General features: G+C 42.9%; 24 protein-coding genes and 2 tRNA genes. 8 read left to right on the top strand and 18 right to left on the bottom strand.

From position 1 onward, the window contains the following. Positions 1-2 precede the first annotated feature (2 nt). The 9 genes from OCV56_RS07040 to OCV56_RS07000 all read right to left on the bottom strand — a co-directional run bounded on the left by OCV56_RS07040 (position 3) and on the right by OCV56_RS07000 (position 7,729). Entirely contained in the window at positions 3-845 is an 843-nt protein-coding gene (locus OCV56_RS07040) for a type II secretion system F family protein (RefSeq protein ID WP_086713262.1), read from the bottom strand. Further along, positions 842-1,744: a type II secretion system F family protein gene (locus tag OCV56_RS07035; protein ID WP_086713261.1), complete on the bottom strand. Its 903-nt coding sequence runs from the start codon at positions 1,742-1,744 to the stop codon at positions 842-844. Before OCV56_RS07035 ends, OCV56_RS07040 begins: the two co-directional genes overlap by 4 nt. Before the next feature lies 1 nt (position 1,745). Then, complete coding sequence (locus OCV56_RS07030; protein ID WP_086713260.1) at positions 1,746-3,017, bottom strand: CpaF family protein; 1,272 nt, start codon at positions 3,015-3,017, stop codon at positions 1,746-1,748. Further along, complete coding sequence (locus OCV56_RS07025; protein WP_086713259.1) at positions 3,014-4,255, bottom strand: AAA family ATPase; 1,242 nt, start codon at positions 4,253-4,255, stop codon at positions 3,014-3,016. The genes OCV56_RS07030 and OCV56_RS07025 overlap by 4 nt, the downstream gene beginning before the upstream one ends. After that, positions 4,255-4,734 carry a hypothetical protein gene (locus tag OCV56_RS07020; protein ID WP_086713258.1) on the bottom strand — a complete coding sequence of 160 codons (480 nt, stop codon included), beginning with the start codon at positions 4,732-4,734 and terminating at the stop codon, positions 4,255-4,257. The genes OCV56_RS07025 and OCV56_RS07020 overlap by 1 nt, the downstream gene beginning before the upstream one ends. Further along, positions 4,731-6,101, bottom strand: coding sequence for a type II and III secretion system protein family protein (locus tag OCV56_RS07015; RefSeq protein WP_086713257.1), 1,371 nt, complete (start codon positions 6,099-6,101; stop codon positions 4,731-4,733). The genes OCV56_RS07020 and OCV56_RS07015 overlap by 4 nt, the downstream gene beginning before the upstream one ends. Beyond that, on the bottom strand, positions 6,101-6,925 hold the full coding sequence (gene cpaB, locus OCV56_RS07010; RefSeq protein ID WP_086713256.1) for a Flp pilus assembly protein CpaB: 825 nt from the start codon (positions 6,923-6,925) through the stop codon (positions 6,101-6,103). The genes OCV56_RS07015 and cpaB overlap by 1 nt, the downstream gene beginning before the upstream one ends. Before the next feature lie 22 nt (positions 6,926-6,947). Then, positions 6,948-7,373 (bottom strand): prepilin peptidase, encoded by a 426-nt coding sequence (locus OCV56_RS07005; protein ID WP_086713317.1) that lies wholly within the window; start codon positions 7,371-7,373, stop codon positions 6,948-6,950. A 149-nt stretch (positions 7,374-7,522) separates the two neighbouring features. Further along, positions 7,523-7,729 carry a Flp family type IVb pilin gene (locus OCV56_RS07000; RefSeq protein ID WP_017080668.1) on the bottom strand — a complete coding sequence of 69 codons (207 nt, stop codon included), beginning with the start codon at positions 7,727-7,729 and terminating at the stop codon, positions 7,523-7,525. A 414-nt stretch (positions 7,730-8,143) separates the two neighbouring features. On the opposite strand from OCV56_RS07000, the gene OCV56_RS06995 reads away from it, so the two are divergent. Next, positions 8,144-9,037, top strand: a complete 894-nt coding sequence (locus OCV56_RS06995) for a LysR family transcriptional regulator (protein ID WP_061018122.1) — start codon at positions 8,144-8,146, stop codon at positions 9,035-9,037. A gap of 539 nt (positions 9,038-9,576) precedes the next feature. Here OCV56_RS06995 and OCV56_RS06990 read toward each other — a convergent pair. The 3 genes from OCV56_RS06990 to OCV56_RS06980 all read right to left on the bottom strand — a co-directional run bounded on the left by OCV56_RS06990 (position 9,577) and on the right by OCV56_RS06980 (position 10,631). Further along, a tRNA-Val gene (locus OCV56_RS06990) sits at positions 9,577-9,653 on the bottom strand. 70 nt (positions 9,654-9,723) lie between these two features. Next, positions 9,724-9,800: transfer RNA gene (locus OCV56_RS06985), tRNA-Val, on the bottom strand. A gap of 168 nt (positions 9,801-9,968) precedes the next feature. Beyond that, the gene (locus OCV56_RS06980) at positions 9,969-10,631 is read right to left on the bottom strand and encodes a DUF2726 domain-containing protein (protein ID WP_086713255.1); all 663 of its coding nucleotides are present in this window, start codon (positions 10,629-10,631) and stop codon (positions 9,969-9,971) included. Positions 10,632-10,903: 272 nt separating this feature from the next. Between OCV56_RS06980 and OCV56_RS06975 the strand changes: the two genes are divergently transcribed. Then, positions 10,904-11,089: a hypothetical protein gene (locus OCV56_RS06975; RefSeq protein WP_086713254.1), complete on the top strand. Its 186-nt coding sequence runs from the start codon at positions 10,904-10,906 to the stop codon at positions 11,087-11,089. 134 nt (positions 11,090-11,223) lie between these two features. On the opposite strand, the gene OCV56_RS06970 is transcribed toward OCV56_RS06975, so the two are convergent. After that, a complete protein-coding gene (locus OCV56_RS06970; protein WP_086713253.1) occupies positions 11,224-13,182 on the bottom strand; it encodes a tetratricopeptide repeat-containing diguanylate cyclase in 1,959 nt (652 codons plus the stop codon). 259 nt (positions 13,183-13,441) lie between these two features. Between OCV56_RS06970 and OCV56_RS06965 the strand changes: the two genes are divergently transcribed. After that, a complete protein-coding gene (locus OCV56_RS06965; RefSeq protein WP_086713252.1) occupies positions 13,442-14,548 on the top strand; it encodes a M20/M25/M40 family metallo-hydrolase in 1,107 nt (368 codons plus the stop codon). 105 nt (positions 14,549-14,653) lie between these two features. Here OCV56_RS06965 and OCV56_RS06960 read toward each other — a convergent pair whose 3' ends face one another. After that, positions 14,654-15,076, bottom strand: coding sequence for a DUF3859 domain-containing protein (locus tag OCV56_RS06960; RefSeq protein ID WP_048611912.1), 423 nt, complete (start codon positions 15,074-15,076; stop codon positions 14,654-14,656). A gap of 69 nt (positions 15,077-15,145) precedes the next feature. Next, positions 15,146-15,514 (bottom strand): ATP-binding protein, encoded by a 369-nt coding sequence (locus tag OCV56_RS06955; protein ID WP_086713251.1) that lies wholly within the window; start codon positions 15,512-15,514, stop codon positions 15,146-15,148. 274 nt (positions 15,515-15,788) lie between these two features. Between OCV56_RS06955 and metA the strand changes: the two genes are divergently transcribed. Then, complete coding sequence (metA, locus tag OCV56_RS06950) at positions 15,789-16,730, top strand: homoserine O-acetyltransferase MetA (protein WP_017059174.1); 942 nt, start codon at positions 15,789-15,791, stop codon at positions 16,728-16,730. A gap of 169 nt (positions 16,731-16,899) precedes the next feature. Further along, positions 16,900-17,667 carry a type IV pilus biogenesis/stability protein PilW gene (gene pilW / locus OCV56_RS06945; protein ID WP_086713250.1) on the top strand — a complete coding sequence of 256 codons (768 nt, stop codon included), beginning with the start codon at positions 16,900-16,902 and terminating at the stop codon, positions 17,665-17,667. An 89-nt stretch (positions 17,668-17,756) separates the two neighbouring features. On the opposite strand, the gene rlmF is transcribed toward pilW, so the two are convergent. Together rlmF and OCV56_RS06935 are read right to left on the bottom strand one after the other, a co-directional pair. Further along, positions 17,757-19,088, bottom strand: a complete 1,332-nt coding sequence (gene rlmF, locus OCV56_RS06940) for a 23S rRNA (adenine(1618)-N(6))-methyltransferase RlmF (protein WP_086713249.1) — start codon at positions 19,086-19,088, stop codon at positions 17,757-17,759. A gap of 4 nt (positions 19,089-19,092) precedes the next feature. Further along, complete coding sequence (locus OCV56_RS06935; protein ID WP_004734935.1) at positions 19,093-19,590, bottom strand: YgjP-like metallopeptidase domain-containing protein; 498 nt, start codon at positions 19,588-19,590, stop codon at positions 19,093-19,095. 137 nt (positions 19,591-19,727) lie between these two features. Here OCV56_RS06935 and OCV56_RS06930 point away from each other — a divergent pair, with 137 nt between their 5' ends. Continuing rightward, positions 19,728-19,964 (top strand): glutaredoxin family protein, encoded by a 237-nt coding sequence (locus OCV56_RS06930; protein WP_016786183.1) that lies wholly within the window; start codon positions 19,728-19,730, stop codon positions 19,962-19,964. Positions 19,965-20,629: 665 nt separating this feature from the next. On the opposite strand, the gene OCV56_RS06925 is transcribed toward OCV56_RS06930, so the two are convergent. Then, entirely contained in the window at positions 20,630-21,502 is an 873-nt protein-coding gene (locus OCV56_RS06925; protein ID WP_086713248.1) for a LysR family transcriptional regulator, read from the bottom strand. A 110-nt stretch (positions 21,503-21,612) separates the two neighbouring features. On the opposite strand from OCV56_RS06925, the gene OCV56_RS06920 reads away from it, so the two are divergent. Both OCV56_RS06920 and OCV56_RS06915 read left to right on the top strand, forming a co-directional pair. Then, positions 21,613-22,812, top strand: a complete 1,200-nt coding sequence (locus tag OCV56_RS06920) for an MFS transporter (protein WP_086713247.1) — start codon at positions 21,613-21,615, stop codon at positions 22,810-22,812. 85 nt (positions 22,813-22,897) lie between these two features. Then, entirely contained in the window at positions 22,898-23,464 is a 567-nt protein-coding gene (locus OCV56_RS06915; protein ID WP_086713246.1) for a DUF1415 domain-containing protein, read from the top strand. Positions 23,465-23,476: the final 12 nt, after the last annotated feature.

Genomic DNA, 23,476 nt, shown 5'->3' with positions numbered 1-23,476 from the left:
CCTTAGATGCTCAATGTCATTTGCATGATGCTCGGCGCGAGAATCAGGATAACGATCGGGAACATGATGAAGAGGATCAAAGGCACACTCATCTTCGCAGAAAGCTTACCCACCTTTTCCTCGACCGTAAGAATTTGCACTTTTCGCATATCTTCTGCGAGATCACTTAACACATGCGCCACAGATGTCCCGTATTGCAAGTTTTGAATGATGGTCAATACAAAGCTTCTAACGGGTGGCGTAGGAATACGTTCACTCAAGTCATTGAGTGCCTTTTCTAGACCGTGTATTTTCGCAGAGTCGGAGGTACGCTTAATCTGGTAACAAAGGTCGGAATCAAATTCCGCTAACTCTTTGCCCAAATAAACCAGCGCCGCTTCAATCGTCATACCGGTTTGAACACATACCGACATCATGTCGAGCAAATACGGCAATTGAGCTGAGGTTCGGCTAATCAACATCTTGCGTCGCATTTGCAGTAAAGTATCAGGCACGACGATGACAGCAATCAGCGAGAAAATAACGACGAGCAGCTTGTTGGTTGATGTCATATCCCCTAATAACACCAACCCTGAAATCAACGCTAATACCAATAACTTGACTGGGAAATAGAATTTCGCCCACTCAGTGTTGTAATAGCCGGCCTCAATCATCTTTTGCTCGAGCTCGTGTCGATGTTCTTTACCAAAACGAACAAAAAAGCGGTTTACGCGAGAAGGTGCACGAACAGCATCGTCTCCAATGTAGAGTGCAACTTTTTTGTGTCGTTGCTCTTTACGAATCGAATCGACAATCAAAAACAATAACGAGAAAAACAGCACAATAAGGGAAGCCAGTAACATCATGCACGTACTCCTCTTACTAATAACCAAACAATGAACAAGCCAAAAAGCTCACTGCCAAGCACATAAAACAATATGATTCTTCCCTCTGGGTCATAGAGAACAAAATCCACATTCGCGGGATTAACGTAATTGAGAATAATCATAAAAATCAGAGGAATGGCTGCAACGATTTTGGCGGAAATTCGAGCTTCCGAAGTCATAGCCATCTTCTTTTTTTCGAGTGTTCGAGAGTCAACCAAAACCCTAATCAGACGAGCTAACACGCCCTTTAGTTGGCCACCTCTTGCGATATTCGCCCTGATCGTCACGGTAAAGAATAGAAACTCTGGGTACGGGTAATTTTTGCATGAACGTTGAAGCACCACTTCTGGAGACTCCCCTAACTTAAGTCGCTCTCCCATTAGCTTGAACTCACGGCCTATCGGGTTGTGCATCACATCGCCCACATAACTGATGGCTTGCATTAAGCTGTCACCCGCAGTAACCGCACTCATCAGAATATTCAGCGCATCAGGAAACGTGTTCTCAAAATCTCGTCGTCTTCTTGTGACCAGAAAACGATAGCCGAAGAAGGTAAACATCAAAGAGGAACCAAGCACCAACCAAGAGTTGGTGATGGAGAGTAGATCCGTAACGATGTACCAAGATGTAATCAGGCTGCCCGTAATATATAATGCGATGTATAACGTCGAACGCGGCCCTAACACCATCAATGTTGGTGAAATGGACTCTTTGAATTTTTGCCATCCCTGCTTACGCACCAATGACTTCACATTGATAGCGTTAAAGTTTTCCGCTTCCGCTTCTTCAATATTGAAGAATTGGTGAACGTTTTTGACTTTTGAATCTCGGATCAAAAGCAGCACAAAGGCAAACAGGATTAATGAAACCCAAAGCATGTTATGCCCCCTTAAACGATGCGATAAGCTCGTCATAGAGCCCAAAGAATTGCGCTTTTTTTACTAGCTCAGAACGTTGCATGATGCCGTCAGTAACAAATTCGCCTTTAACGTTTTCTCCGTAATCAGCGTCGTCATAACGAAAGCGATAGATCTCTTCCATCACTACGCTCTCGCCTTCCAAGCCAACAATTTCAGAGATGCTCGTGATCTTACGAGATCCATCACGCAGCCTGTTAACTTGTACAATCATCTGAACGGCACTGACGATCGTTCTACGAATCGCATCTAGAGGTTGATTCAAGTTCGCCATCATCACCATAGATTCAACACGAGCAATCGCGTCGCGCGGTGTATTGGCGTGCAATGTCGACATTGAGCCGTCGTGCCCAGTGTTCATGGCTTGCAGCATTTCAAACGCTTCAGAGCCACGACACTCACCCAGAATAATTCGGTCTGGACGCATACGCAGCGCATTGATCACCAACTCTCGCTGCGTTACTGCTCCAGTTTGCTCAACACTTGAAGTACGTGTTTCCAGTCGAACTAAGTTGGGTTGCTGGAGACGCAGCTCAGCCGCATCTTCAATCGTGACGATACGTTCATCTTCAGCGATGTATTGAGACAAAGCGTTGAGCAACGTGGTTTTACCTGAGCCAGTACCGCCAGAGATCAGTACATTGATACGACAGCGCGAAGCTATCATCAGCACTCGCGCCATGTCTGGAGACATAGACCCAAAGCCAATCAGGTCTTCAAAAGCGATGTTCTGCTCTCTAAACTTACGAATAGAAATCGATGTGCCATCTAAAGAAATTGGAGGAATCACGATATTCACACGGCTGCCATCTTCCAATCGAGCGTCGACAGTTGGAGAGAGTTCATCGACACGTCTCCCGACGCGTGATGCGATACGCTTGGCAATAGCGAGCAGCTGCTCTTCATTCACAAACGAAACTTCGGACTTTTTGACCTTGCCGTGTCGTTCGAAAAAGATGTTGTTTGGCCCGTTCACCATGATGTCGGAGATAGACTGGTCTTCAACTAACGGTTGTAAAGGCCCCAAACCAAACAGTTCATCGATAAGGCTTTTCACCAATCCTGACTTCATCATCGAAGTGATCGGTCTTTGGTAACTGTTCGCCAACAGATCTACCGCTGCCTGTATCTGAGATTCGAGGTCTCGGCGACTCATTTTCTGAACCGCTTCTGCGTCTAGGGCTTCAAATATCTGACCGCGAAACGCGAGGTATAAGTCTTTATTAGAACTCATTTAGCACGCACCTTTTTCAGCCAAGAATTCATGCCCTTCTGATCCATAGGTTGACCATTAATCAGCTTCACCAGTTGCTCCATTGAACGACTAATATGGCGGTCATGCTTGTGCCCGCGTTTACCATCAATAATGATGTGCGCTAACGCTTTGCAGTAATCCACTTCTAGATCGACATTGGCGCCCAAATACTTGGTCAGGTCGGGCTTTTGTAAAACGTAAGCATTTTCCGGGCGGTGGTAATTCACCACTGTAATCACGCGTGTACGAGAGGATAACGTAAGCTGCAAGCTAGAGATCTTTTCAAACAGTCGCTTCGCACTTCTAACGGACGACACTGACGCATCCAACACCAACACAACCACATCGAAGTTTTCTACCAAGAGTTGAGGTTCAACTTTGAAATCCACACCACCAGAAAAATCTTCAATGATGAAGTTTGTGTTTCGCGCCAATAACTCACACAACGTTTGGTTGTAATTCAAAACATCGTTTTGGCTCATGTCGCCATCGATAGCCAACAGACGTAAGTTTTTACGTGCGTTAAATAGATAGCTCAACGCCCCTTCTTCATCCATTTCATGCAATGGTGCAGTGAACTCATCAATGGTTCGCGGTTTAAAGTCTTTTAGCCCGAGCAACACATCAATATTGGTATCTGCATATTGATGGTCGACGAGAATCGTGTCTGAACCTTGTGTCGATAGCAGTGAACTGACCTCTGTGGCAAGAAACGATGTACCTACGCCACCTTTTGAGCCGACAATCGCAACTCGCTTTGCTTTGCGTTTTTGGCTCACGCCAGAGAAAGTCTTTAGGTTCTTGCTCACGTGAGTTAAGAAGTCTGCAAACTCCTGCTTATTGACCGGCCAGAAAACATAGTAAAAACCCATGTCTTTAAGCGAACGCAGCGTAGAAATAGCGTCCTCTTTGCCAATCACCACTACCCCTTTGTGTGTGGGCAGTTTGCTAGCGAAGGATTTCGCATCTTCAACCACATTGGTTGATTCATTTAGCTCTAGAATCACAATGTGGCTGCTTTGTTGCTCTGTCAGCTTAGTCAAACCTGCTTTGGCTTTGACACAAGCAGGATCATTCCATCCTTCAAATCGAAAGACTTCTTGCACAAGGTCTAAACACTCTTGAGATTGATAGAACAGAGTACATCCGGCAACCCCTGTCGTTCCGGTCTGAACTGGCTTGGCCTTGGTTGTTAATGCTTTCGTTAGGTCAAACATTATTGCTCTCCTACCAATCGAGACTTGTAAGCCACTTGCTTCAAACGCATCGATTCAACAAAACAATCTTGTTGTCTCAACCGAGCGTGAATTTGTGCTGGCTTGCACTCTTGAGTCTTCAAACGCGTTAACGTCACCTGAATATTTAGATCGCTAGGCAACAATTGAGCGTATCGATACGTCACTCTTTGTGGTGCAATAAGGTGTGAAGGATATTGTTCGAAGATCGCCTGCAACATCTGTTTGCTGCGAGATGATTTGTAATCCACAACATAGGTCGCTTCTTTGTCCATCGACTCAATATCTTGAATCAAGGCTGTAATCTGTTTAGTCGTTTCAGAACGGTTTTTCATCGCAAACTCAAAACTGTGGTGCTCTTTGTACACCAAAGCTTCAGAACCCTGTCCGACAAAGTATTGCTCAGAGGCGCAGCCGAAAAGTGATGCGGTAAATAACGCCATCAGTAATAATTTCTTCATTGGATAAACCCTCCTTGCGACAACAGGCGAATCGTGGCATCAGAAGACGTCACCGACTTGCCATCCCATTCGACGTTAAGCCAGCGCGCTAATGTAGAGGTCTTCTTGATGTAAGGCAGTTGAATGTCTTTCGGCTTGATCGGCTCAACAAGATTCACCGTGGCAACGATGATCAACTCGGTTCGCTTTCTCTCAGTAGTGGCTTTTCTGAATGCGGCACCAAGTACAGGGATGTCGCCAACAAAAGGGATTTTTTGCATTTTTTCCAGATCAGCACTGCTCATCAATCCACCAAGGACGAAGCTATCGCCATCGGCTAGCTCAACGGTCGTCATCGCACGTCGCGAAGCCAGTTGAGGAACTTTGATGCCTGCCGCTTCAACATAACCTTCAACTTCGCTCACTTCAGGTGCTAGCTGCATTCGAATCTTGTCTTGGCTAAGCACTTTTGCAGTAAGGTCGAGTTTGATGCCAAACTCTTTGAATGAAATGTTGACGTTGCTGCTGGTAGAGACAATAACCGGCACCTCACCACCAACGAGAAAGCTTGCCGACTCACCGGATAACACGGTCAAGTTAGGCTCAGCCAGTACCTCCGCAATCTGGTCATTGCCTAACGCTGTGATTAATGTGCTTAGGTTTGCAGCATCAAACTGGTCGAATACAAACTCACCAACACTTGAGCCCACTGAACTCCAATCAACACCAACGGTTTGTCCAAACGATTCTGTTACCTGAGCAACTGATATTTTGACGTTCACCTGTTGGGTGGTTGCAACTTCAATACGTTCGATGATCCCTTCCCACGTCATATTGCGGGCAAACACCATGCTTTCGGGTTCTTCATAATTTGAGCTGTCAGACTTAAACTCTAGCTTCTGAGTTTTGTCCCATTTCTCGGTTTTTTCTCGTCCCAATAGAGTCGCTACCAAACGATAGATGTCGTCGCGAGTCGCTTCGGAATCAACAAGACCACTGACGGCGACTTGCTCTCCTACAGACTCAACCTTGACTTTCGCGTCAGGGAAATGAAATTTAAGTTGGCGTCTAATATCCGTCAGATCCAAATCAACAATAATGCGGTCAGACAGCAACACCTCATCGTCAATTCCATAGACAATCAGACGTGATTGCCCAATGCTATTGGCGAAAACGACCAAAGTGTTGTCGTTGATCACTTTGTAGTCAACGATATCAGGGTTATTAATAAACACTTGACCAATCGGGCTTTTGAATTTGATGTGTTGACCATCGTTGAGCGTGATGGAACGATCGGCAGCAAAAGTGTTTGTTATAGAAAGTAAGCCAATCAACGCTGCTAAGATGGACACATGCAGTGCTTGCTTGATTCGATGATGGAGCATCATTACAAAGCCTCTCTAGAGTTATTCTCATTACCACGTAGTTCAGCAATGCCGGTATAGTTATCGATAATGTTGCGTACCTCCGCGACCTCAGGTTGCGTATAGGTTTGGCTTCGATAAATTTCAATGTGCATTGTGCGTTGTGCTAGCGCGAGTTTTGGTAATTCATCAGGCTTAACTTCGATGACCACAGTAGTCAGACCGTCCTCTTTGCTCGGCGCTCGAGCGGTAATTGAACTATCGCCAGTTTCGTCATTGCCGATGTTGAGAACTTTGACATTTTTAAGAAACATCGAGGCCTTCATCCCTCGAAAGCGTTTCGGCTTATCGATATTTCCAGCCAAGTTGGCATTAGGAGAACTCACTGTGAGGATATCGATGTAGGAGCCCGGTCGTATGTAATCGTTGATCAGGTTTTTGTCACTGACTTTAAGTGGGTATAACGTCATGCCTTCTGTTATTAACAGATCAACATATCCAGGCTGACCTGGTGTTACTTGATATTCAGGCAGTACCACCTCACTGGCGTTAAGGTCGCGATTTAACAAAGTGGAAGGATCAAAGCTGATTTGAGCGTCTTCTCTAACACCCAGTGTTAAAGCTTCACTTAAAGGAAGCTGTTGTTTGACGACACCTTGTGCATCGATTGCACGCCCTTTTTCGTAGGCTTTGGTGGTCATCCAAACGGCAACATGTTCTTCATTTTTTTCAACGACCGTTTCAGCCGCTACTTTCGGTTGCGGCTCACTCTTGAACAGGTCGATAACGCCTAGTGCACCCACGATTAAGGCAGCAATGGCCACAAGTAATACCAGTCGGGATCTCATAATGTGCTCATTTTTTGGAGGTTCATATATGTGGCGTAGATTGAGTTAAAATTACTAGGTAAAATCCAATGCTAATTGCTATTCCATATGGAATACCCTCTTGGTTATGGGCATTTCCTCTTATTAATTTTTTACTTATTAGATAAGTAAGCGCTAAAATACCACCAGCAAAAGCCGTCAGAATATACGCCAATAATAAGTCATTAACAGGAATGGTAAGTGACAAAATAACGACGTATTTAATATCACCCGCTCCAATCCAAATCAGCTTATAAAGAATAAGTCCTCCACCTAGCATCAGTAAGAAACTCATAATTTGGATATCTAATGGGGATATGAAACACTGCAAGATGAGTAGTGCAAACAAGGCATAATTTTGTATCTTACGATATAGAAAATCAGTAGCCGACACATATATACTCAATATTGCCAAAGTCACTAAATACAATTCATGACTAAAAATTAGAAATACCACCTAACGTTTGGTTGGAACAAATCTTATTTCACACGGTAAATTAACCAAGCCAGACCAATGTAAACATAGGTCTGGCATAAATATCTTTCGATATCTTCTACATTAGCCAATAAGGCTTGATGTTAGCTGCTAGCTGTATCAATAGCCGTAGCTACATCTTCAAAAGCACCTTCTAGCTTGCCAATAAAGCCATCAGCGCCTACTGCTGTAGTTACTAACACAGCCATTGCAACAGCAATAAGACCATATTCAATCGCAGTTACACCGCGCTCATCGTTCTTGAATTGTGATAAAAACATGCTTGTTTTCACGTATAGCTTAGTAATCATTATTTGTTCCTATAAGGCTGTTGAAAATTCGTCGCCATTATAATTAGCCCACCCACTCTGGGGAAAATACCCCCTATCGACTTTATCAATAGGTAGAGCGAAAATTGATCAAAATAAAAATAGTGAAATTAGACAAAAAGACAACAAATCTATATTCAACAAAGAGTTACAGTTAAAATCACTGTCAGAAATCTATATTAATTTAAATTTATAAACTTGAAAAAGTAAGATGTAGCTCAATCTTTTCTGTTATATACGACTTATATAACCTTTAGATATAACCCAATTGATAATTTATTATGCTTTATTATTCATTATAAAACCTGTTGAAATACAAGTATCATCACGCTATTGTTCTTCGAATCAACAAACAATAATAAATATAATTTCTTTGTGTCAAAGGTTAGTAGAATCATGAAACTACATTTCGAAAATATTGTTTCGTTCATAGCAGTAGTTGAAGAAGGTTCATTTAGCTCTGCTGCACGCAAGCTTGGAAAATCACAATCAACAGTTAGCACAGCTGTTCAAAATCTTGAGTCAGACTTAGGTTTCAACGTATTTAATAGAGAGCACTCTAAAGTCTGGTTAACAGAGAAAGGGGAACGCCTATTCCAATTATCTTTACCCGTGGTATCAAAATATCGGGAATTAATCACCGTTGCCCAGCAGATGAATATATCCGACCAGATAGTTTACCGTGTGGGTATCGATCCATTGGTGTTCAATAAAAACGTAAAGAAGACACTACTAGCATTCTCGGAAGCATTCCCGAATGTTGACTTACTTGTAGTGACGAAGCCCAGCTTCGTATTAGGTAACTATATAAACGAAGGGAAGATAGACCTAGCGTTGGGTAATCCGTACCACAAGACCAATTACGACTTCAACATCGAGGAGCTATTCCACGTTAACTGCTGGTGGGTGGCTCATGAAGACTTAGTCACCTTAAAGTCTCAAGCACCGTCACAGCGAGTGCTATTAATGGACGGTTGTGAAGAGCTGCTTAACTTGTCTAACATCGCAGCATATAACCTATGGCGACTGGATGATTTAGGGACCATCATCGATTTATGTAAAGCTCAAAAAGGCATCGCCTTTCTACCAGGGTTTCTTATTGAAGGTAATATCAAAGAACATAAACTTAAGGTTATTACCGATCACCCTGACTTTTTTGGTAAACGAGTTATTGCATCACTTTTCTGGCAAATACATTCTGACTTTAGCTTGTTTAATCAGTGGATTAAAAAGGAGCTACAAACCAGCACTCAATATAAACAAACATTTGTTGCTGATTTAGCTCAATAACGCTCTCTTAAAATCTGGTAATCACGTTCTGGTACATTAGCCAACTTCGGGATTGATACTAATAAAGCCATACATCTTGATATAGTTCCGAAATAAACCATAGATAATAAATATAATTGACGTCGTTATATTTTGTTTATTCTATAGCTCACCAATGAAAACTCAACGGTACCTATAACCTTTTATTGTTTCGATTTAATTGATAAAAATAACTTAAGAGTATTTGTCGCCTTACTCATCATTTACTGATCGCTACGGGTTATTTACGTTTATACCTGTCTAGTCGTTCTGGGGCGACTTAGCTTTCGGTTAACCTCATACAAACGATGTAGATGAATAGGAGAAACGCTAATGATAGTGACTACACTCACCCCAGATTGCAGAGACACACGAAGCCTCATTAAGGCTACAACGCCGGCTGGCAAGACATTCAGGGGCTTATAAGAACTAGAAGATTGTATAGGAATTATGAGAGGAGTTTTAGACACAAAAAAGCCCACACTAGGTGGGCTTTTTTGCTTGTTCATAAAGAACGAATTTGGTGCCCGCTACTGGACTCGAACCAGTGACACCTTGCATGTCATGCAAGTACTCTAACCAACTGAGCTAAGCGGGCGGTGTTCTAATTTCTTATTACTACCATTGTGACAAACTCAATAGTTATGCAATAAAAACTAAAGAAGGAATGGTGCGTCCGAGTGAACTCGAATCACCGACCCCCGCCATGTCAAGGCGGTACTCTAACCAACTGAGCTACGGACGCATTCCTTTAGAACGAGGAAGATAGTAACGACTGATTTATTGCGGCGCAAGTAGAAATTACACTTGAATCAACCGTTTGCTCTTATTCGCATCAATACGTTGAATTTTTAGACGTGAAACGTAAATAAAGTTGAGTTACATCACACTCAAAGATATGCCCTATTTTGTGTTATTCCTCATCTACATCGAATACAACGTTGTAGTTTTCGGTATAGGTACAGTTTGGCTGGCGGCTACAAGTAAAGAAACGTCTCCCTTTATAATCCCCCTGACTCGCCAGTTTGATGATCATCGGGCTGCCACACTTCTTACAGAAGCGCACTTCTTTTGATGGCTCGATTAAATCAATGTGCGCTGCCAGCAACCTCTTCAAACGACTCACTTGATAGCTGTGTTTAATAGATGCACCAATCAGAGGTAAACCTGCTGACTTACACACGTGAATAAGTAGCTTTTCGCGGTCGACTTTCCCTTTAGTGAGCTCTTTGCCGTTATCAAGTTCGATAATAACGCGAGGTTCTAGCGTTCTCGGATCACAAACAACAAAGTCGAAATAGCTACGTGAGATCTTGTTGTTAGCGATAAACCAATTCTTCTTGTTGTTCGTCTTAGCCGGAACAAGAACGTTCGACATACTGACTTTAGCAAACACTTCCCCGTGGTTACCCACTGCAGATTTAAGCGCGTTATAGAATGTCGCCTGTTGCGCAGACATCAGCGCCCCTTTCTTCTGATAAGCATGATCTTTGGTGTCATCATGCTTCACAACATACTTTTGAATAAAGTAGAAGAACACAACCAGAACAATTACAACGATAAAGATATTAGTCATTTTCCAACACAATCACGTCTGTATAGGGATTAAGAGAATGGCTAGCGTATGTAGAAAAGCATCACCTGGCAAGTAAAAGAGCGAGAGTTACCAATCAAAATCATGACCTTTGATCGCTGTAATCACTGAGAAGTCGCTCCTTCGCTAGACACACATCTCCTATTTGATAATCAAAACATCAATTACACTCTAGATTGATTTAGATCAATTTACCTTAATTTGTGATCAACTAGGCTAAAAAACGTTAGGCAAATGTTAATAAGGAAGTTGCTATGGAACTCAAACAAGACCCAAGATGTTATACCGACGTATGTGTAAATGGTAAATGGTTCCACTATGACCACTGCGGAACCCAAGCCTATATGTTAAAAGGCGGCGCTTCAGCGGTGATTGAGCTCGCTAGTGAACCAGCGACGGAAGGTGAATTGGTTGAAATGCTTCAAGGTGTCGCTAAATAAATCACCAAGCCAAACATTGTTTGAATTAAGCGAATAAGAGTAGATAGCTGTATTATTTCAGATAAGCACTCTTATTCGCTTAGTTATTGAAGTTCAGGGTTTTTGAATACCGGGGATAAACCACACTTGGGCACTCAAACGATAACGACTTTATTACGCCCAGATTGCTTAGCTTGATACAAAGCATCATCTGCTGATTTCAAGTACTTCTTATAGGTGCGACTATTTAACTGTTGTTCCGTTAGGTTAGCTGTCGCACCAATCGATGTGGTTAATTCTAATGGGCCAGAATGTGTCTCTATCGGTTGGTCAGCGATCGCTTGTCTTATCCGCTCGAGCTCTTTATCAGGGGCTTGGTTTCCAGCTAGCAATAAAACGAACTCTTCCCCACCCCATCTCGCCACTACATCATTTGTTGATAAGATTTTCTCTAAACGCTTAGCAACTTCCACTAGCACTTGGTCACCAATATCATGCCCATAAGTGTCATTCACTTGTTTGAAGCGGTCTAGATCAAGAATAGCGAGCGTATAGCCGAACGGCGACAAATGATGTGGCATCTGCTGAGTTAACCGTTGTTCCAAGTAACGCCTATTGTATAAGCCTGTCAGTTCGCATCTTGTTGATTGCTGGAGTAACTCTTTATTGGTTTTCTGGATCGAGCGCAACCTTATCAAAAGTAACGCGGCACTTATCATCACCATGATACCCAACGCGACAACGATTCGATTTCGTAGCTGCTGCTTATCTAACGTCAACTCGCCAAGCTCTTTTTCGGCATTAAGCAGTTCATTTTCTTGAGCTAATGATGCGGTCGCAAAATCTTGCTCTAACAAAAAGATATCACTCTGGCGTTTATCAAATAGCAGCGCTTTGTTGCCTTTGTAGTAAAGCTTAAAATAGTGAAGTGCGTTCTCGCTATCACCTCTCGAATCGTAATATTCAGCAAGTGTCCTTAAACCGAGGACTTTCCAGCTGCGTGTACCCACAACATCGAACATTGCAGATGATCGCTTAAGATCGGCAAAAACGAAATTGTCTCGGTTCAAGCCGATATTTGCCAAGGCTCTATTCAAGTAACACTGCCCCAATTGAAGTGTGTATTTGTCCACTCCCGGATAGGTAAGACACAGGTTTGCCACTTTTCGTGCTGACTCAAAGTTCTTTTCCGCCAACAACACGTCACTTTCTGCTTTTAACAAAATGATTTTGTATCGCTCACTCACGTTATCGCCATTGAGTTTGGCTGCACTTTGATACGCTTCTCGGCCTTTGACCAAATCACCACCGCGCAAATAAGCAAAAGACTCATTCACATGCAGCACACCGATGGTAGAAGCTTCGAGTAGCCCACTCTTGTAATAGAGTTTTTTGGCTCTTTTAATCAACTTGAGCGCTTTAGGCCAGTCTTCCAGATAGATATAAAGCAGTGCCATGTTTGACACCAACTTACTGTTGTAGATGTGTTGCGGGTACTTCTTGCCAAGGTCTAAACCTTTATGGAAAAAGTATTGAGCTTCAGGAAAATCATTGCGGATATTGTTGATGACACCGGCGGTGTTATAGGCCTTAATCAACAACTCTTCATAGTGGATTGATTCAGCTATATCTATCGCTGCTCGAATTTGGATTTCAGATTCTGCTAGCTCACCCTTACTGATATGTTCAATCGCCAATTCAACTAGAGATTGAGCCTTTAACCACCCCATATGTTCTTGTTGTGCCAGCGTCTTAATCTGTCTAACGTATTCCGAAACGGCTTCGGTATCCAGTTTGTGTTGCGCGAGGTTCGACAAAATCATCAACTCGTAGGCACGATAGATGGCTTTATCTTGTTCTGGAAACTTGGTTTGTAAAGTCTCTAGTTGCTGGGAGGCTAAAGTAGGATCACCACGGGACACATCCAGAATATCAATCAGTGCAGAGCCATACTGAGTAAGTGATAATGCTTTCTCTGGGCTATACGCACTCGGGTTTTCAGGGCGGATATGTTTTAAATCGTCGTCATAAGTTGGATAGAGTAAATACAGCCCAAGCACAACACTCATCAGAACGACGAGAAGGAATGAACCTAACACATTGTTTCTATTCATTTATCTGTGCCATTATTGATTGCATTCTAATTTCATCGACATTTTTTAAAAGCGGTTAAACATTATACCCGACAGATATACAGATTAAAATCCTGCGCACTGGTAGATCTGAGTAGTGTTTTTCTCATTAAATAGAATAATCAGATGACTTTCTTGATTTAACGCAGACAATCATACTGCAAAATGGCGTTATATTGATTTTCCTGTTCCTACCTCCGCGGCTTCTTTAGAACAAGCGGAAGCATAATGAGAAATAACAATGACCCAAATTAATAAACAACGTCTTGTAGAACATTTTTGCGATCTAGTGAAAATTGATAGTGAATCTCGTAACGAAAAAGCGATTGCTGAAGCGTTGGCTGAGCAACTCGGTGAACTGGGTTTTGAAGTTCACAAACTGGCGGTTCCTGAAGAAGTGTCTAACGGTTTCAACATCTACGCTCGTCTAGATGGTACTCTTCCTGGTAGCACAGTGTTCAGCTGTCACATGGACACTGTAACGCCAGGCATCGGCATTGAGCCAATCATCGAAGACGGTATCATCCGCTCTAAAGGCAGCACAATTCTAGGCGGTGACGATAAGTCTGGTATTGCAGCAATCATGGAAGCGGTACGCTGCATTCAAGCTGAAGGTCAAGCACACAAAACCATTGAAATCGCATTCACAGTATTTGAAGAAGGCGGTCTATTTGGTTCTTTGAACTTCGATATGTCTTACATTCAATCTGAGCACGCTATTGTACTAGATACGGGCGGTCCGATCGGCACTATTGTAAATGCAGCACCTGGCCAACAGAAAATCGTTGCTAAGATCAAAGGTCGCCCTGCTCATGCTGGTCTAGCACCAGAAGAAGGCATCAGCGCGATTCAAGTGGCAGCAGACGCTATCACCAAGATGAACCTGCTTCGTATCGATGAAGAAACAACAGCAAACGTTGGTATTATTGAAGGCGGTCAAGCGACTAACATCGTAATGCCAGAGCTTAAAGTGGTTGCGGAAGCTCGTTCCCTAAACGGCGAAAAGCTAACAGCGCAAGTTGAACATATGATTTCAACGTTTGAAGAGAGCGCAAAGCAATTCGGGGCTGAAGTAGAAATCGAATCAACTCGAGCTTACGATGCATTCGTTATTGCAGACGATCACCCGCATATTCTTTCGATCAAATCAGCGTTTGAAAAGCTTGGCGTAACGGCAAACACCAAACGCACCGGTGGCGGTAGTGATGCAAACAACTTCAATGCGAAAGGTCTAACAACCGTTAACCTATCTACAGGTATGGCGAAAGTTCACACCACTGAAGAGTACATCGCAGTGAAAGACATGGTTGCTATCACTGAGTTTGTTGTGGCTTACGTAACACAATAATCTTACTTCTAAGCTAGATGAAGAATATCACCTAGCTAATGTCAAAAAGCCGAGTCCATATTAGACTCGGCTTTTTGTTGTTTAGATTTGTCTAGAAGTTCGGGGCTAGAACCCTCTGCGCTTCCAAAACTGGCCTTCGTCTTTTGCTACTAAGTCGAATGTCTTGTCTGCGATGATGTTACCCTTTAACTCAACCGTCATACGCCATTTACCGAGTTTATTCGAGACTGGAGCCCAGATAGTGTCGCCTAAGTAGAAATCCCAATCGTTGTTGCCTACATACTCTTCGCCATCGAACGGTTCGAGCACTTCACCTTTGTCTGTGGTGATGTTCGGGTGATAAATGCAGTAACGGATCTTCTCACCTTTGGCTTTTTTGATATTCAGGATATAGCCAAATTCCACGTCGATTTCAGCATCAACGATGGTGGTGAACTCTTGGATTTTTGGGAGGTCTTTAGATTTTGAATCCCATGTAGAGTAGATACCATAAGAGGTCATGTCGACCACAACAGAGCGCTTTGCCATTTCAATCGTTACCTTGGTGTTGTTCTATTAATTTTATGTTATTTGCCATTCAGCCAATCAAGCTTGAGGCTATTCTTGCCAATCTTTCGCCATTCGCTTGATCACTGAAGGTTCAATATTGTGAATAGTGCCATAGTTCTCTCGGCAAACTTCAATCACCAAGTCAGCGTTGTATTTAAGTGCAAGTTGACGATAAGCCTTCATTTCCCATTGCTTGATGAAGGTATTCGATACAACAACATCAAGCCCTTGCTTTAAGCCGTTTTCAGCCGTGTTCTGACACCATTCATGAGCTTGTTGCAGGAGTCTAGGATCAAAATGGTACTCACCTTGCTCATCCACATAATACATATCAGCTTCGACATGCATTGCATCGTAACTTTTTGCTTTTGTTGACTTGCCCGAACCAGGCAGCCCTCGAATGAGTATTAACTTCATCTGTCACTTTACAGGCTGATTCAAAAACATGAGTTTATCTTAAATGCTAACTGCTTGCTCTGTTAACTGATTCGTTCGACATAACAGAACCAAGCACTTAACACTTGCTCGGTTAGCGGTTCAACATAATGAGATGCCCCTTGAAGCCGATCAATTGCTTCTGATAGAAAACACAAATAATTTACATCTAGCCATTTTGCATATCGACAAGCGTATCAAACTACTATAGATTTAGATGTATAGACGTCTACATATCTAGCTTAGGGAGAAAGCTGTGCCTATTCGCATTCCAGACCAATTGCCAGCATCCGATGTTCTTCGTGAAGAAAACATCTTCGTTATGCCGCTATCAAGAGCATCGACACAGGAAATTCGTCCACTTCGAGTCTTGATCCTCAACCTAATGCCAAAGAAGATTGAAACTGAAACTCAATTTTTACGCCTACTCTCGAACAGCCCGTTGCAAGTGGATGTAGAGCTGCTACGCATTGATGACCGACCAAGTAAAAACACACCGACTGAACACCTTGATAACTTCTACCGCCAATTTGAAATGGTTAAAGGAAGAAACTTTGATGGATTGATCATCACTGGTGCACCACTTGGCTTGGTTCAATTTGAAGATGTGATCTACTGGGACCACCTTAAGACCATCATGGAATGGGCAAACAAGCATGTAACCTCAACCTTGTATGTATGTTGGGCGGCTCAGGCTGGTTTAAAATTACTGTATGATTTACCAAAACGCACTCGTAAAGAGAAGCTATCTGGTGTTTATAATCACGAAATACATAATCCATACCACCCAATTTTACGTGGCTTCGACGATACGTTCTTAGCTCCGCACTCTCGCTATGCAGACTTCTCTCAGGAGTACTTAGCTGAGCATACTGACCTTGATGTTCTTGCGACTTCTGATGTTGCGGGTGTATATCTAGCGGCGACCAAAGATAAGCGAAACGTGTTTGTAACGGGTCACCCTGAATACGACTCCCATACACTTCACAATGAATACATTCGTGATTTAGGTGAAGGTATGGAGCCTGTGATACCAATCAACTACTACCCGAACAACAACCCAGACAACAAGCCTGTCGCAAGCTGGCGTAGCCATGGGCACTTACTGTTCTCAAACTGGCTAAACTACTGCGTTTACCAACAAACGCCTTACGATCTGGATCATTTTAGCGAAGATAACTTTACCAAAGACGATTAAGTTCTTTCTTCCGATTCAAAAACACATAAAGCCGTGTCCAATAGGTTGTTGATAAAACGACGAATTTGACGCGGTTTTTTTATGGTGTATGGGTCGCATTCCATAATAGATTTACCACTTCAATGGGTTTGATTTCATATGATGGGTTGGTGTTCATAAGGAGCTTCACATGCCTGCCAAGCTGTTATTCTCAAACCCCGTTTCGTTATCATCCCCCATTTCGCTATCAAGCGTCGTACTACTCGCCTCTGTTTCGTTGGCTGGTTGCGTATCTGTCACCGAAGGCCCACCAAAGATTGAAAGTGATCCTATTGCGATGTCTGAATCTCGAATTGAGTTAGGTTTAGGCTATATGGGGCAAGGCAATATGGTGAGAGCCCGCGAAAACCTAGAGCTAGCCATCAAACATGCACCTACTTACTACCGTGCTCGGCTTTCAATGGCACATTATTACGAACAGGTTGGCGAAATAGACGAAGCAAGAATGACTTACCGCAAAGCACTCAGTCTCGATTCAAGAAACGGCAATGTACTGAACAACTACGGTACATTCTTGTGTAAACAGGGCGAATATGAACAAGCCGATAAATACTTCAACCGTGCCATCGACCAACCCTACTACTACTTAGTGTCTGCAAGTTATGAGAACGCCGCTTTTTGCGCGTTCAAAGCAGGGAATACAGACCAAGCCAAGTACTACTTCACTCGAGCCATTGACCACGACCCGAATCGAGTAAAGTCGATATTACAGCTCTCTAAAATTGAAGTAAGTGAAGCCGATTACAACGATGCTCGACTTCGTTTATTCAAATTCCACCAGCGCTATGGCTATCAAATTCCATCACTTCAAATATTGGTTGATCTTGAAAACAAAGCGGGTAACCGCGCTCTCGAAGCAAAATATCAGAGTAAGTTAGACGAGTTACTCTCTGCTTAACACATAAGCAAAACACAAAAAACGGGCTTATTGCGTTAACAACAAGCCCGTTGGTAATTTCATCTCAATATCTTAACTAGGTACAATCGCTATTTAAGCGAAATCCACTCTTGTCTTTGTTCGTCGTCCATAAAGGTCCATGCGATAAAGCGACTTACCTTCTGTCCTTGCGACATCTCTACCACTTTCACTTGTTTAGCTCGTAGCTTACCCAGTTCTGAGCGAACCATATCGACGTTGTCTTTCTTAGAGATCAATGTCGTAAACCACAATACTTGAGTAGCAAAAAGTTGGCTCTCTCTCGCCATCTTCATAATGAATGCAGCTTCACCACCAGGGCACCAAAGCTCGGCTTTTTGACCACCAAAGTTTAACGTTGGTTTATCCTGCTTAGTTGATTTATTTTGCTTGGCTGGCTTCTTGTTCTTTTCTGGCTTGAATGACTGACCCGCTTTCTTAGCACGGTTTGCCGCTAGATTATCCAGTTTACGTTGTGAACCCTTTTCCGCTTCTTCAAGAGAACTGTGGAATGGAGGATTACAAATAGTGACATCGTAACGTTCATTATCCTTAATCACGCCCTTAAAGATAGATTCTGAGTCCGCTTGTAGGCGAGCTCGGATCTTTCCTTTTAGATTAGCGTTACTTTCTGCAATGAAGTTCGCTGTTTTGATGGAGACTGAATCAACATCAGTCCCCGTAAAGCGCCATTTATACTCTGTCGCACCAATAATTGGGTAAATACAGTTTGCACCGACACCAATATCTAACGCTTTCACAGAGGCATGATTATAAGGTTCGCCTTGGCCATCACTATTAAGGATATCTGCCACTCTGTGAATGTAGTCTGCACGGCCAGGAATTGGCGGGCATAAGTAACCAGCGGGAATATCCCAATGCTTAACGCCATAGTGATGTGCCAACAAAGCTTTGTTAAGTAGCTTAACGGCCAATGGTTCTGAGAAGTTAATGGTGTCTTCTCCCACTGGGTTCTTTATCAGATGTTCTTTTAGTTCAGGTAAGGCTGCAACCAATAACTCAAAGTCATAGCGACCTGTGTGTTGGTTTCTTGGGTGTAATCCACCTTGAGGCTTTTCTGCCGAACGTCTTTTCTGGGCTGCGTTTTTGTTAAATACAGTTTTATTGAACGAGCCCTTATTCGATGACCCTTTATTCGTACCCTGTTTAGCTTTGCTATCTTTTGCAAAAGGTCGCTTTGCTTTGTTGTTGCCAGCGCCTTTAGCTACACTATTCTTGCGGCTTTTTTCTGATGTGTTTTTTGTAGAAATACGCTTCTCGCTGCTTGGCTTGCTATTGCTGTTCTTACTACCTCTTTGCTCAGCTTGGTTGTCTTTTACCTTTGCTGATGAGGTGCTGTTTTTTGACAGGCTTAGCGTAGTTCTGTTTTGTGATTGGCTCATTGGGCTACTTCTTTAAATCTAAATACATCATGAATAAACGGGCATCCAGCTCAAGTTGATGGTATTCCGGTTCCATGTGACAGCATAGTTGGTAAAAAGCTTTGTCGTGCTCTTTCTCTTTGATATGTGCCAGTTCGTGTACCACCAGCATTCTTAGCAAAGGTTCTGGTGCATTTTTAAAAACACTGGCGATACGAATCTCATTTTTTGACTTGATCTTTCCACCGTGATTCTTCGCGACGTAAGAATGAAGACCTAACGCATTGTTTATTAGATGAATCTTGCCGTCGTAAATCACTTTGCTGATCGGTGGTGTTTTTTTCATGTAGCGATTTTTAATCTCAATCGCATAGTCAAACAGGGCTTTCTCGCTTTTTATTTCATGATTCTTTGGATAGCGAGCTTCAAACCACGGCACTAATTTGCCCGACTCAACAAGTTGAGTAACAGGATCAAGAATGTGCTTAGGGTAGCCTTGAATATAGCGTAATGAAGGATGCATGCAAAAAGACCGTACAAGTTGCGTCACGACAAAACGTAGCGACGTCGAAAATTGAGCCGCATAGTGTAACTGATCACACTTTTCTAATCACCTAGGATTCGTTACACTTTAGCGAGATTCACCAAGAGAATGAAATAATGAAACGTGTTGTATTGTACGTCGCAGACAAATGCCCTCACTGTAAAGATGCCCAAAGATATTTAGACTCTAAGAAAATTGTTTACCGTCTGACAAATGCAAAGATGCAGCGTGGCCGTAAAGAATTGCAAGCAATGGGTGCTCGTTCTATCCCCGTGCTTAAAATCGGCGATCAAGTGATGGTCGGCTGGAATCAGAAGAACTTCGATAAGATGTATAACTCAAAGAATACCTAACGCGTTTTGAGCTAGTATTCCTCTTTATAACAAAGCCCGAGTGTCTTGCTTCAGACGCTCGGGCTTTGTTTTATGTCTATAGAACGATATACCTCTGTCGCCACTACCCTTTAACCTTCAGGAAGCCACTGCAAGTAGCGCACCTGTATTTCTGTGTTATACCAAGGACTTTGTCGACCGATGTTCTTCTGACTCTGATGAGCCTTCGTTCTTTGCACTTACATTTCATGGAGCTTGGATTACCATTAACTTAAAGACAGTTAATATCTCCTAGCCACCGCTCGTTAACCATATTGTAGGACACACATTTTCCACAGAATAATATAATCAACAAATAATTTTCAAACGGGTTCAATACTCTCATGCCAATACACTAAGCCTTTATTTTAAAGGCGGTATCGCACTTACTACACTTATATCTTCCTTTAATTCCTAACACTCGGTCCAGAAACGTTCTACGAATTCGTATTAACGTTTGTTCCTTACATGCACATTTCATAGCCCCTCACCACCTACCTAAAAAGTACTAGTATTATTTAACAGGCACGCATACCATGTAAATTAAAACCGTTAATACCCTCGCTAATTTTGGTGATACACGTCGCATAGCTGGATGAAAGATGTGATATTACTCCCAATTATTTGCCCAGTTAATATGTTACTAATCACACATATTGTTTAACGAAGTCGATAAAGGTTCGGTCAGCCTTAGACAAATAACCTTCTTTTCGCCACGCCAAAGATAGATTAAGTTTTACCGGGTCTTGAAATGGCACACCTACCACGTCTTCCTCATACTCTGTCACTAAGCTAAGTAGTGCTGTAATAGCGAACTCTCGCTTTACGATAGATAAAATCATCGGTAGTAAATTAGTCTCGAACGCGATGGTCATATCTAAATCGTATTTTTTGCAGGTCGCATCGATGAAATCACGATGGAAATACCCTGATTTAAACATGATCAGCTCTTGCTCAAAAAACTCTTCAAAGGTGATAGATGATTGTGACGCCAATGGGTGTTCTTTACCGACAACGGCTAACATTTCAGAACTGAGCAAATGGTCGGTTTCTAGGTCATCAGGTACGTTTTCATGGTTAATCACGCCGATATCAAGCTCACCGTTTAACAACATCTCACGAATAGAAGCGGTTCCGGCATCTATCAAAGTCAACTTTAGGTTTGGGTATTGGCTTTTAAATGCCATCACTACTTGAGGGAAAAAATAACTGCCCATCATGCTTGGCGCGCCTAATCGCACTTCGCCTTTTTCTAAACCCTTTAACTCGTTCATCGCAAGCTGAGCATCATCAAACTGCTGGGCTATTCTCTTGGCATGCTCAAACAGCACCTTGCCCTCTTCTGTTAAGGTGACGGATTTGTCTCCTCGACGGAATAGAATCAACTCGAGTGTCTGTTCGAGTTTTTTAATGGAGATACTCAATGCAGGTTGTGCGATATGCAACGCTTTGGCAGCCTGAGTAAAATTACCAAACTGAGCAACTGCCAAAAAATGTCGAAGTGGTTTTGATTCAAGCATGTCGATATATTTAATATATAGGTGTGATATTTTTAATATATTTCTTTAATCACACTTGTGCTGATAACTTGTTCACAAATAGCTTACCAACTCGCGCAGGCACAACATCAATGTTTGATAAAGGCAGTCCTCAATACAAACAAATCACCCAGTCATTGGCGATTGGTTCATTCATCATTTTCTGTAACCTTTATCTCTTTCAGCCAATCTTGCCGCACATGGCGGAGTACTTCCAAGTATCAGAAACCCAAATCAACTGGCTATTTGCCGCGACGACACTTGGACTTTCTATCAGCTTGGTGCCTTGGGCAATCGCTTCTGAAACCTTCGGTCGAAAACCCATCATTCTATTCAGCTTATTTGCTATCCCATTAATAGGGTTAAGCATGGTGTTCACGACTACCTTACTGCAGCTCGTTATTGCTAGAGCATTCATGGGAATCGCTGTCGCTGCGTTTGCAGGTGTGGCGGTTGCCTACATGGTGGAAGAGTTGTCACCGAAAGCGTTCGCAGTCGCGATTGGAGGTTATATTGCGGCTAACTCGTTAGGAGGCATCTTTGGGCGTGTATTAGGTGGCTTGATTACGGACTATTTCGACTGGCATGCGACGGTTTTGTTTTTTGTTGTCGGCTCTTTGCTTGGTGCGCTCTATATTGCGTATAGCCTGCCTGACCAACAAAACTTCAAACCGCAGAAAGGGCTGTTCTTTCATCATAACCGCTCGGTAGTGATGCACTTAAGAAACCGTACCTTGTGGCTCGCGATGTTGATCGGCGGCGCTAACTTCGCACTGTTCGTTAACCTGTATTCGGTAATGGGCTTTAGGTTAGTATCCGAACCTCACTCAGTGCCTGTTGGTTTAGCGTCACTTATATTCCTGTGCTATCTGGCGGGTACCGTCAGCTCTAAGCTATCTAACAAATGGACGCTACGTTTCGATCCATTAAACGGAATTCTTTTAGGCGTGTGTATAAGCTTGGTAGGAATGCTAGTTTCTGCGGTCGATAAAGTACCATTCATGTTAGCAGGCTTGTTATTGATTAGTGGCGGGGCATTCTTCGCCCACACCCTTGCCTATTCTTGGGTAAGTCAAAAAGCACCAAGCGCCAAAGCGACAGCAACTGCACTTTACTTAGTCCACTACTACATAGGCGGGAGCTTAGGTGGTTTCCTACTCTTGTATTGCTGGCAACTATTCGGTTGGAATGGCGTAATTGCGGGTGGCTCAATCTTCTATGTTGCTATATTTGCTTGGGTCTACCAGTTGAAGCAGCTTCAAGTATCGGCATCCAAACTCGCACAAGCATAGATACGACTGAGTTTGTAACTCAATTATTGCTTTTGATTAACGTCCGTTCTGATATCCTACGCAAAATTTCATTTCGGAACCTGTTATGTCGAACACTCAAAACACAGATCTTCAAACCATCCATGACCAAGTAAAACAATGGTTAGACGATGTCGTTATTGGCCTAAACCTGTGCCCATTTGCAGCAAAGCCTCAACGTAATAAGCAGATTAAGATCTTTGTGAGTGAAGCGAATACGGAAGAAGCGTTACTGGAAGACATCATGGCGCATTTCGTAAAGTTAGATAACACGCCAGTCGTGGAATTAGAGACGACTTTGGTCGTTGTGCCTAACATGCTGCAAGATTTCTTCGACTACAACATGTTCATTGATTGGATTGAAGCATTGATCAAGCAAGAAGATTGGGAAGGTGTTTACCAAGTGGCTACCTTCCACCCTGACTATTGCTTTGGTGGTGCGGATCCTGAAGACGATGAAAACCTCACTAACCGCTCACCGTATCCTGTTTATCATTTGATTCGTGAAGCGAGCATGGAAAAGGTGCTAAAGCATTATCCTAACCCTGAAGCGATTCCTGATACCAACATCGCGAGAGTTGAGTCGTTAACGCCAGAAGAACGTCGTAAACTGTTCCCTTACCTGTTCAGCTAATAGCTACCATGA

Origin of the sequence: Vibrio gigantis (genome assembly GCF_024347515.1) — a bacterium.
GTDB classification, from domain to species: Bacteria; Pseudomonadota; Gammaproteobacteria; order Enterobacterales; family Vibrionaceae; genus Vibrio; species Vibrio gigantis.
Note: the sequence above shows the minus strand (reverse complement) of the source record. Positions and strands in the feature narration are given on the sequence as shown.

What these genes read in the sequence shown, in the direction of transcription:
- OCV56_RS07040 (WP_086713262.1), bottom strand. Translation starts at nt 845, where the DNA reads ATGATGTTACTGGCTTCCCTTATTGTGCTGTTTTTCTCGTTATTGTTT.
- OCV56_RS07035 (WP_086713261.1), bottom strand. Translation starts at nt 1,744, where the DNA reads ATGCTTTGGGTTTCATTAATCCTGTTTGCCTTTGTGCTGCTTTTGATC.
- OCV56_RS07030 (WP_086713260.1), bottom strand. Translation starts at nt 3,017, where the DNA reads ATGAGTTCTAATAAAGACTTATACCTCGCGTTTCGCGGTCAGATATTT.
- OCV56_RS07025 (WP_086713259.1), bottom strand. Translation starts at nt 4,255, where the DNA reads ATGTTTGACCTAACGAAAGCATTAACAACCAAGGCCAAGCCAGTTCAG.
- OCV56_RS07020 (WP_086713258.1), bottom strand. Translation starts at nt 4,734, where the DNA reads ATGAAGAAATTATTACTGATGGCGTTATTTACCGCATCACTTTTCGGC.
- OCV56_RS07015 (WP_086713257.1), bottom strand. Translation starts at nt 6,101, where the DNA reads ATGATGCTCCATCATCGAATCAAGCAAGCACTGCATGTGTCCATCTTA.
- cpaB (WP_086713256.1), bottom strand. Translation starts at nt 6,925, where the DNA reads ATGAGATCCCGACTGGTATTACTTGTGGCCATTGCTGCCTTAATCGTG.
- OCV56_RS07000 (WP_017080668.1), bottom strand. Translation starts at nt 7,729, where the DNA reads ATGATTACTAAGCTATACGTGAAAACAAGCATGTTTTTATCACAATTC.
- OCV56_RS06995 (WP_061018122.1), top strand. Translation starts at nt 8,144, where the DNA reads ATGAAACTACATTTCGAAAATATTGTTTCGTTCATAGCAGTAGTTGAA.
- OCV56_RS06980 (WP_086713255.1), bottom strand. Translation starts at nt 10,631, where the DNA reads ATGACTAATATCTTTATCGTTGTAATTGTTCTGGTTGTGTTCTTCTAC.
- OCV56_RS06975 (WP_086713254.1), top strand. Translation starts at nt 10,904, where the DNA reads ATGGAACTCAAACAAGACCCAAGATGTTATACCGACGTATGTGTAAAT.
- OCV56_RS06970 (WP_086713253.1), bottom strand. Translation starts at nt 13,182, where the DNA reads ATGAATAGAAACAATGTGTTAGGTTCATTCCTTCTCGTCGTTCTGATG.
- OCV56_RS06965 (WP_086713252.1), top strand. Translation starts at nt 13,442, where the DNA reads ATGACCCAAATTAATAAACAACGTCTTGTAGAACATTTTTGCGATCTA.
- OCV56_RS06960 (WP_048611912.1), bottom strand. Translation starts at nt 15,076, where the DNA reads ATGGCAAAGCGCTCTGTTGTGGTCGACATGACCTCTTATGGTATCTAC.
- OCV56_RS06955 (WP_086713251.1), bottom strand. Translation starts at nt 15,514, where the DNA reads ATGAAGTTAATACTCATTCGAGGGCTGCCTGGTTCGGGCAAGTCAACA.
- pilW (WP_086713250.1), top strand. Translation starts at nt 16,900, where the DNA reads ATGCCTGCCAAGCTGTTATTCTCAAACCCCGTTTCGTTATCATCCCCC.
- rlmF (WP_086713249.1), bottom strand. Translation starts at nt 19,088, where the DNA reads ATGAGCCAATCACAAAACAGAACTACGCTAAGCCTGTCAAAAAACAGC.
- OCV56_RS06935 (WP_004734935.1), bottom strand. Translation starts at nt 19,590, where the DNA reads ATGCATCCTTCATTACGCTATATTCAAGGCTACCCTAAGCACATTCTT.
- OCV56_RS06930 (WP_016786183.1), top strand. Translation starts at nt 19,728, where the DNA reads ATGAAACGTGTTGTATTGTACGTCGCAGACAAATGCCCTCACTGTAAA.
- OCV56_RS06925 (WP_086713248.1), bottom strand. Translation starts at nt 21,502, where the DNA reads ATGCTTGAATCAAAACCACTTCGACATTTTTTGGCAGTTGCTCAGTTT.
- OCV56_RS06920 (WP_086713247.1), top strand. Translation starts at nt 21,613, where the DNA reads ATGTTTGATAAAGGCAGTCCTCAATACAAACAAATCACCCAGTCATTG.
- OCV56_RS06915 (WP_086713246.1), top strand. Translation starts at nt 22,898, where the DNA reads ATGTCGAACACTCAAAACACAGATCTTCAAACCATCCATGACCAAGTA.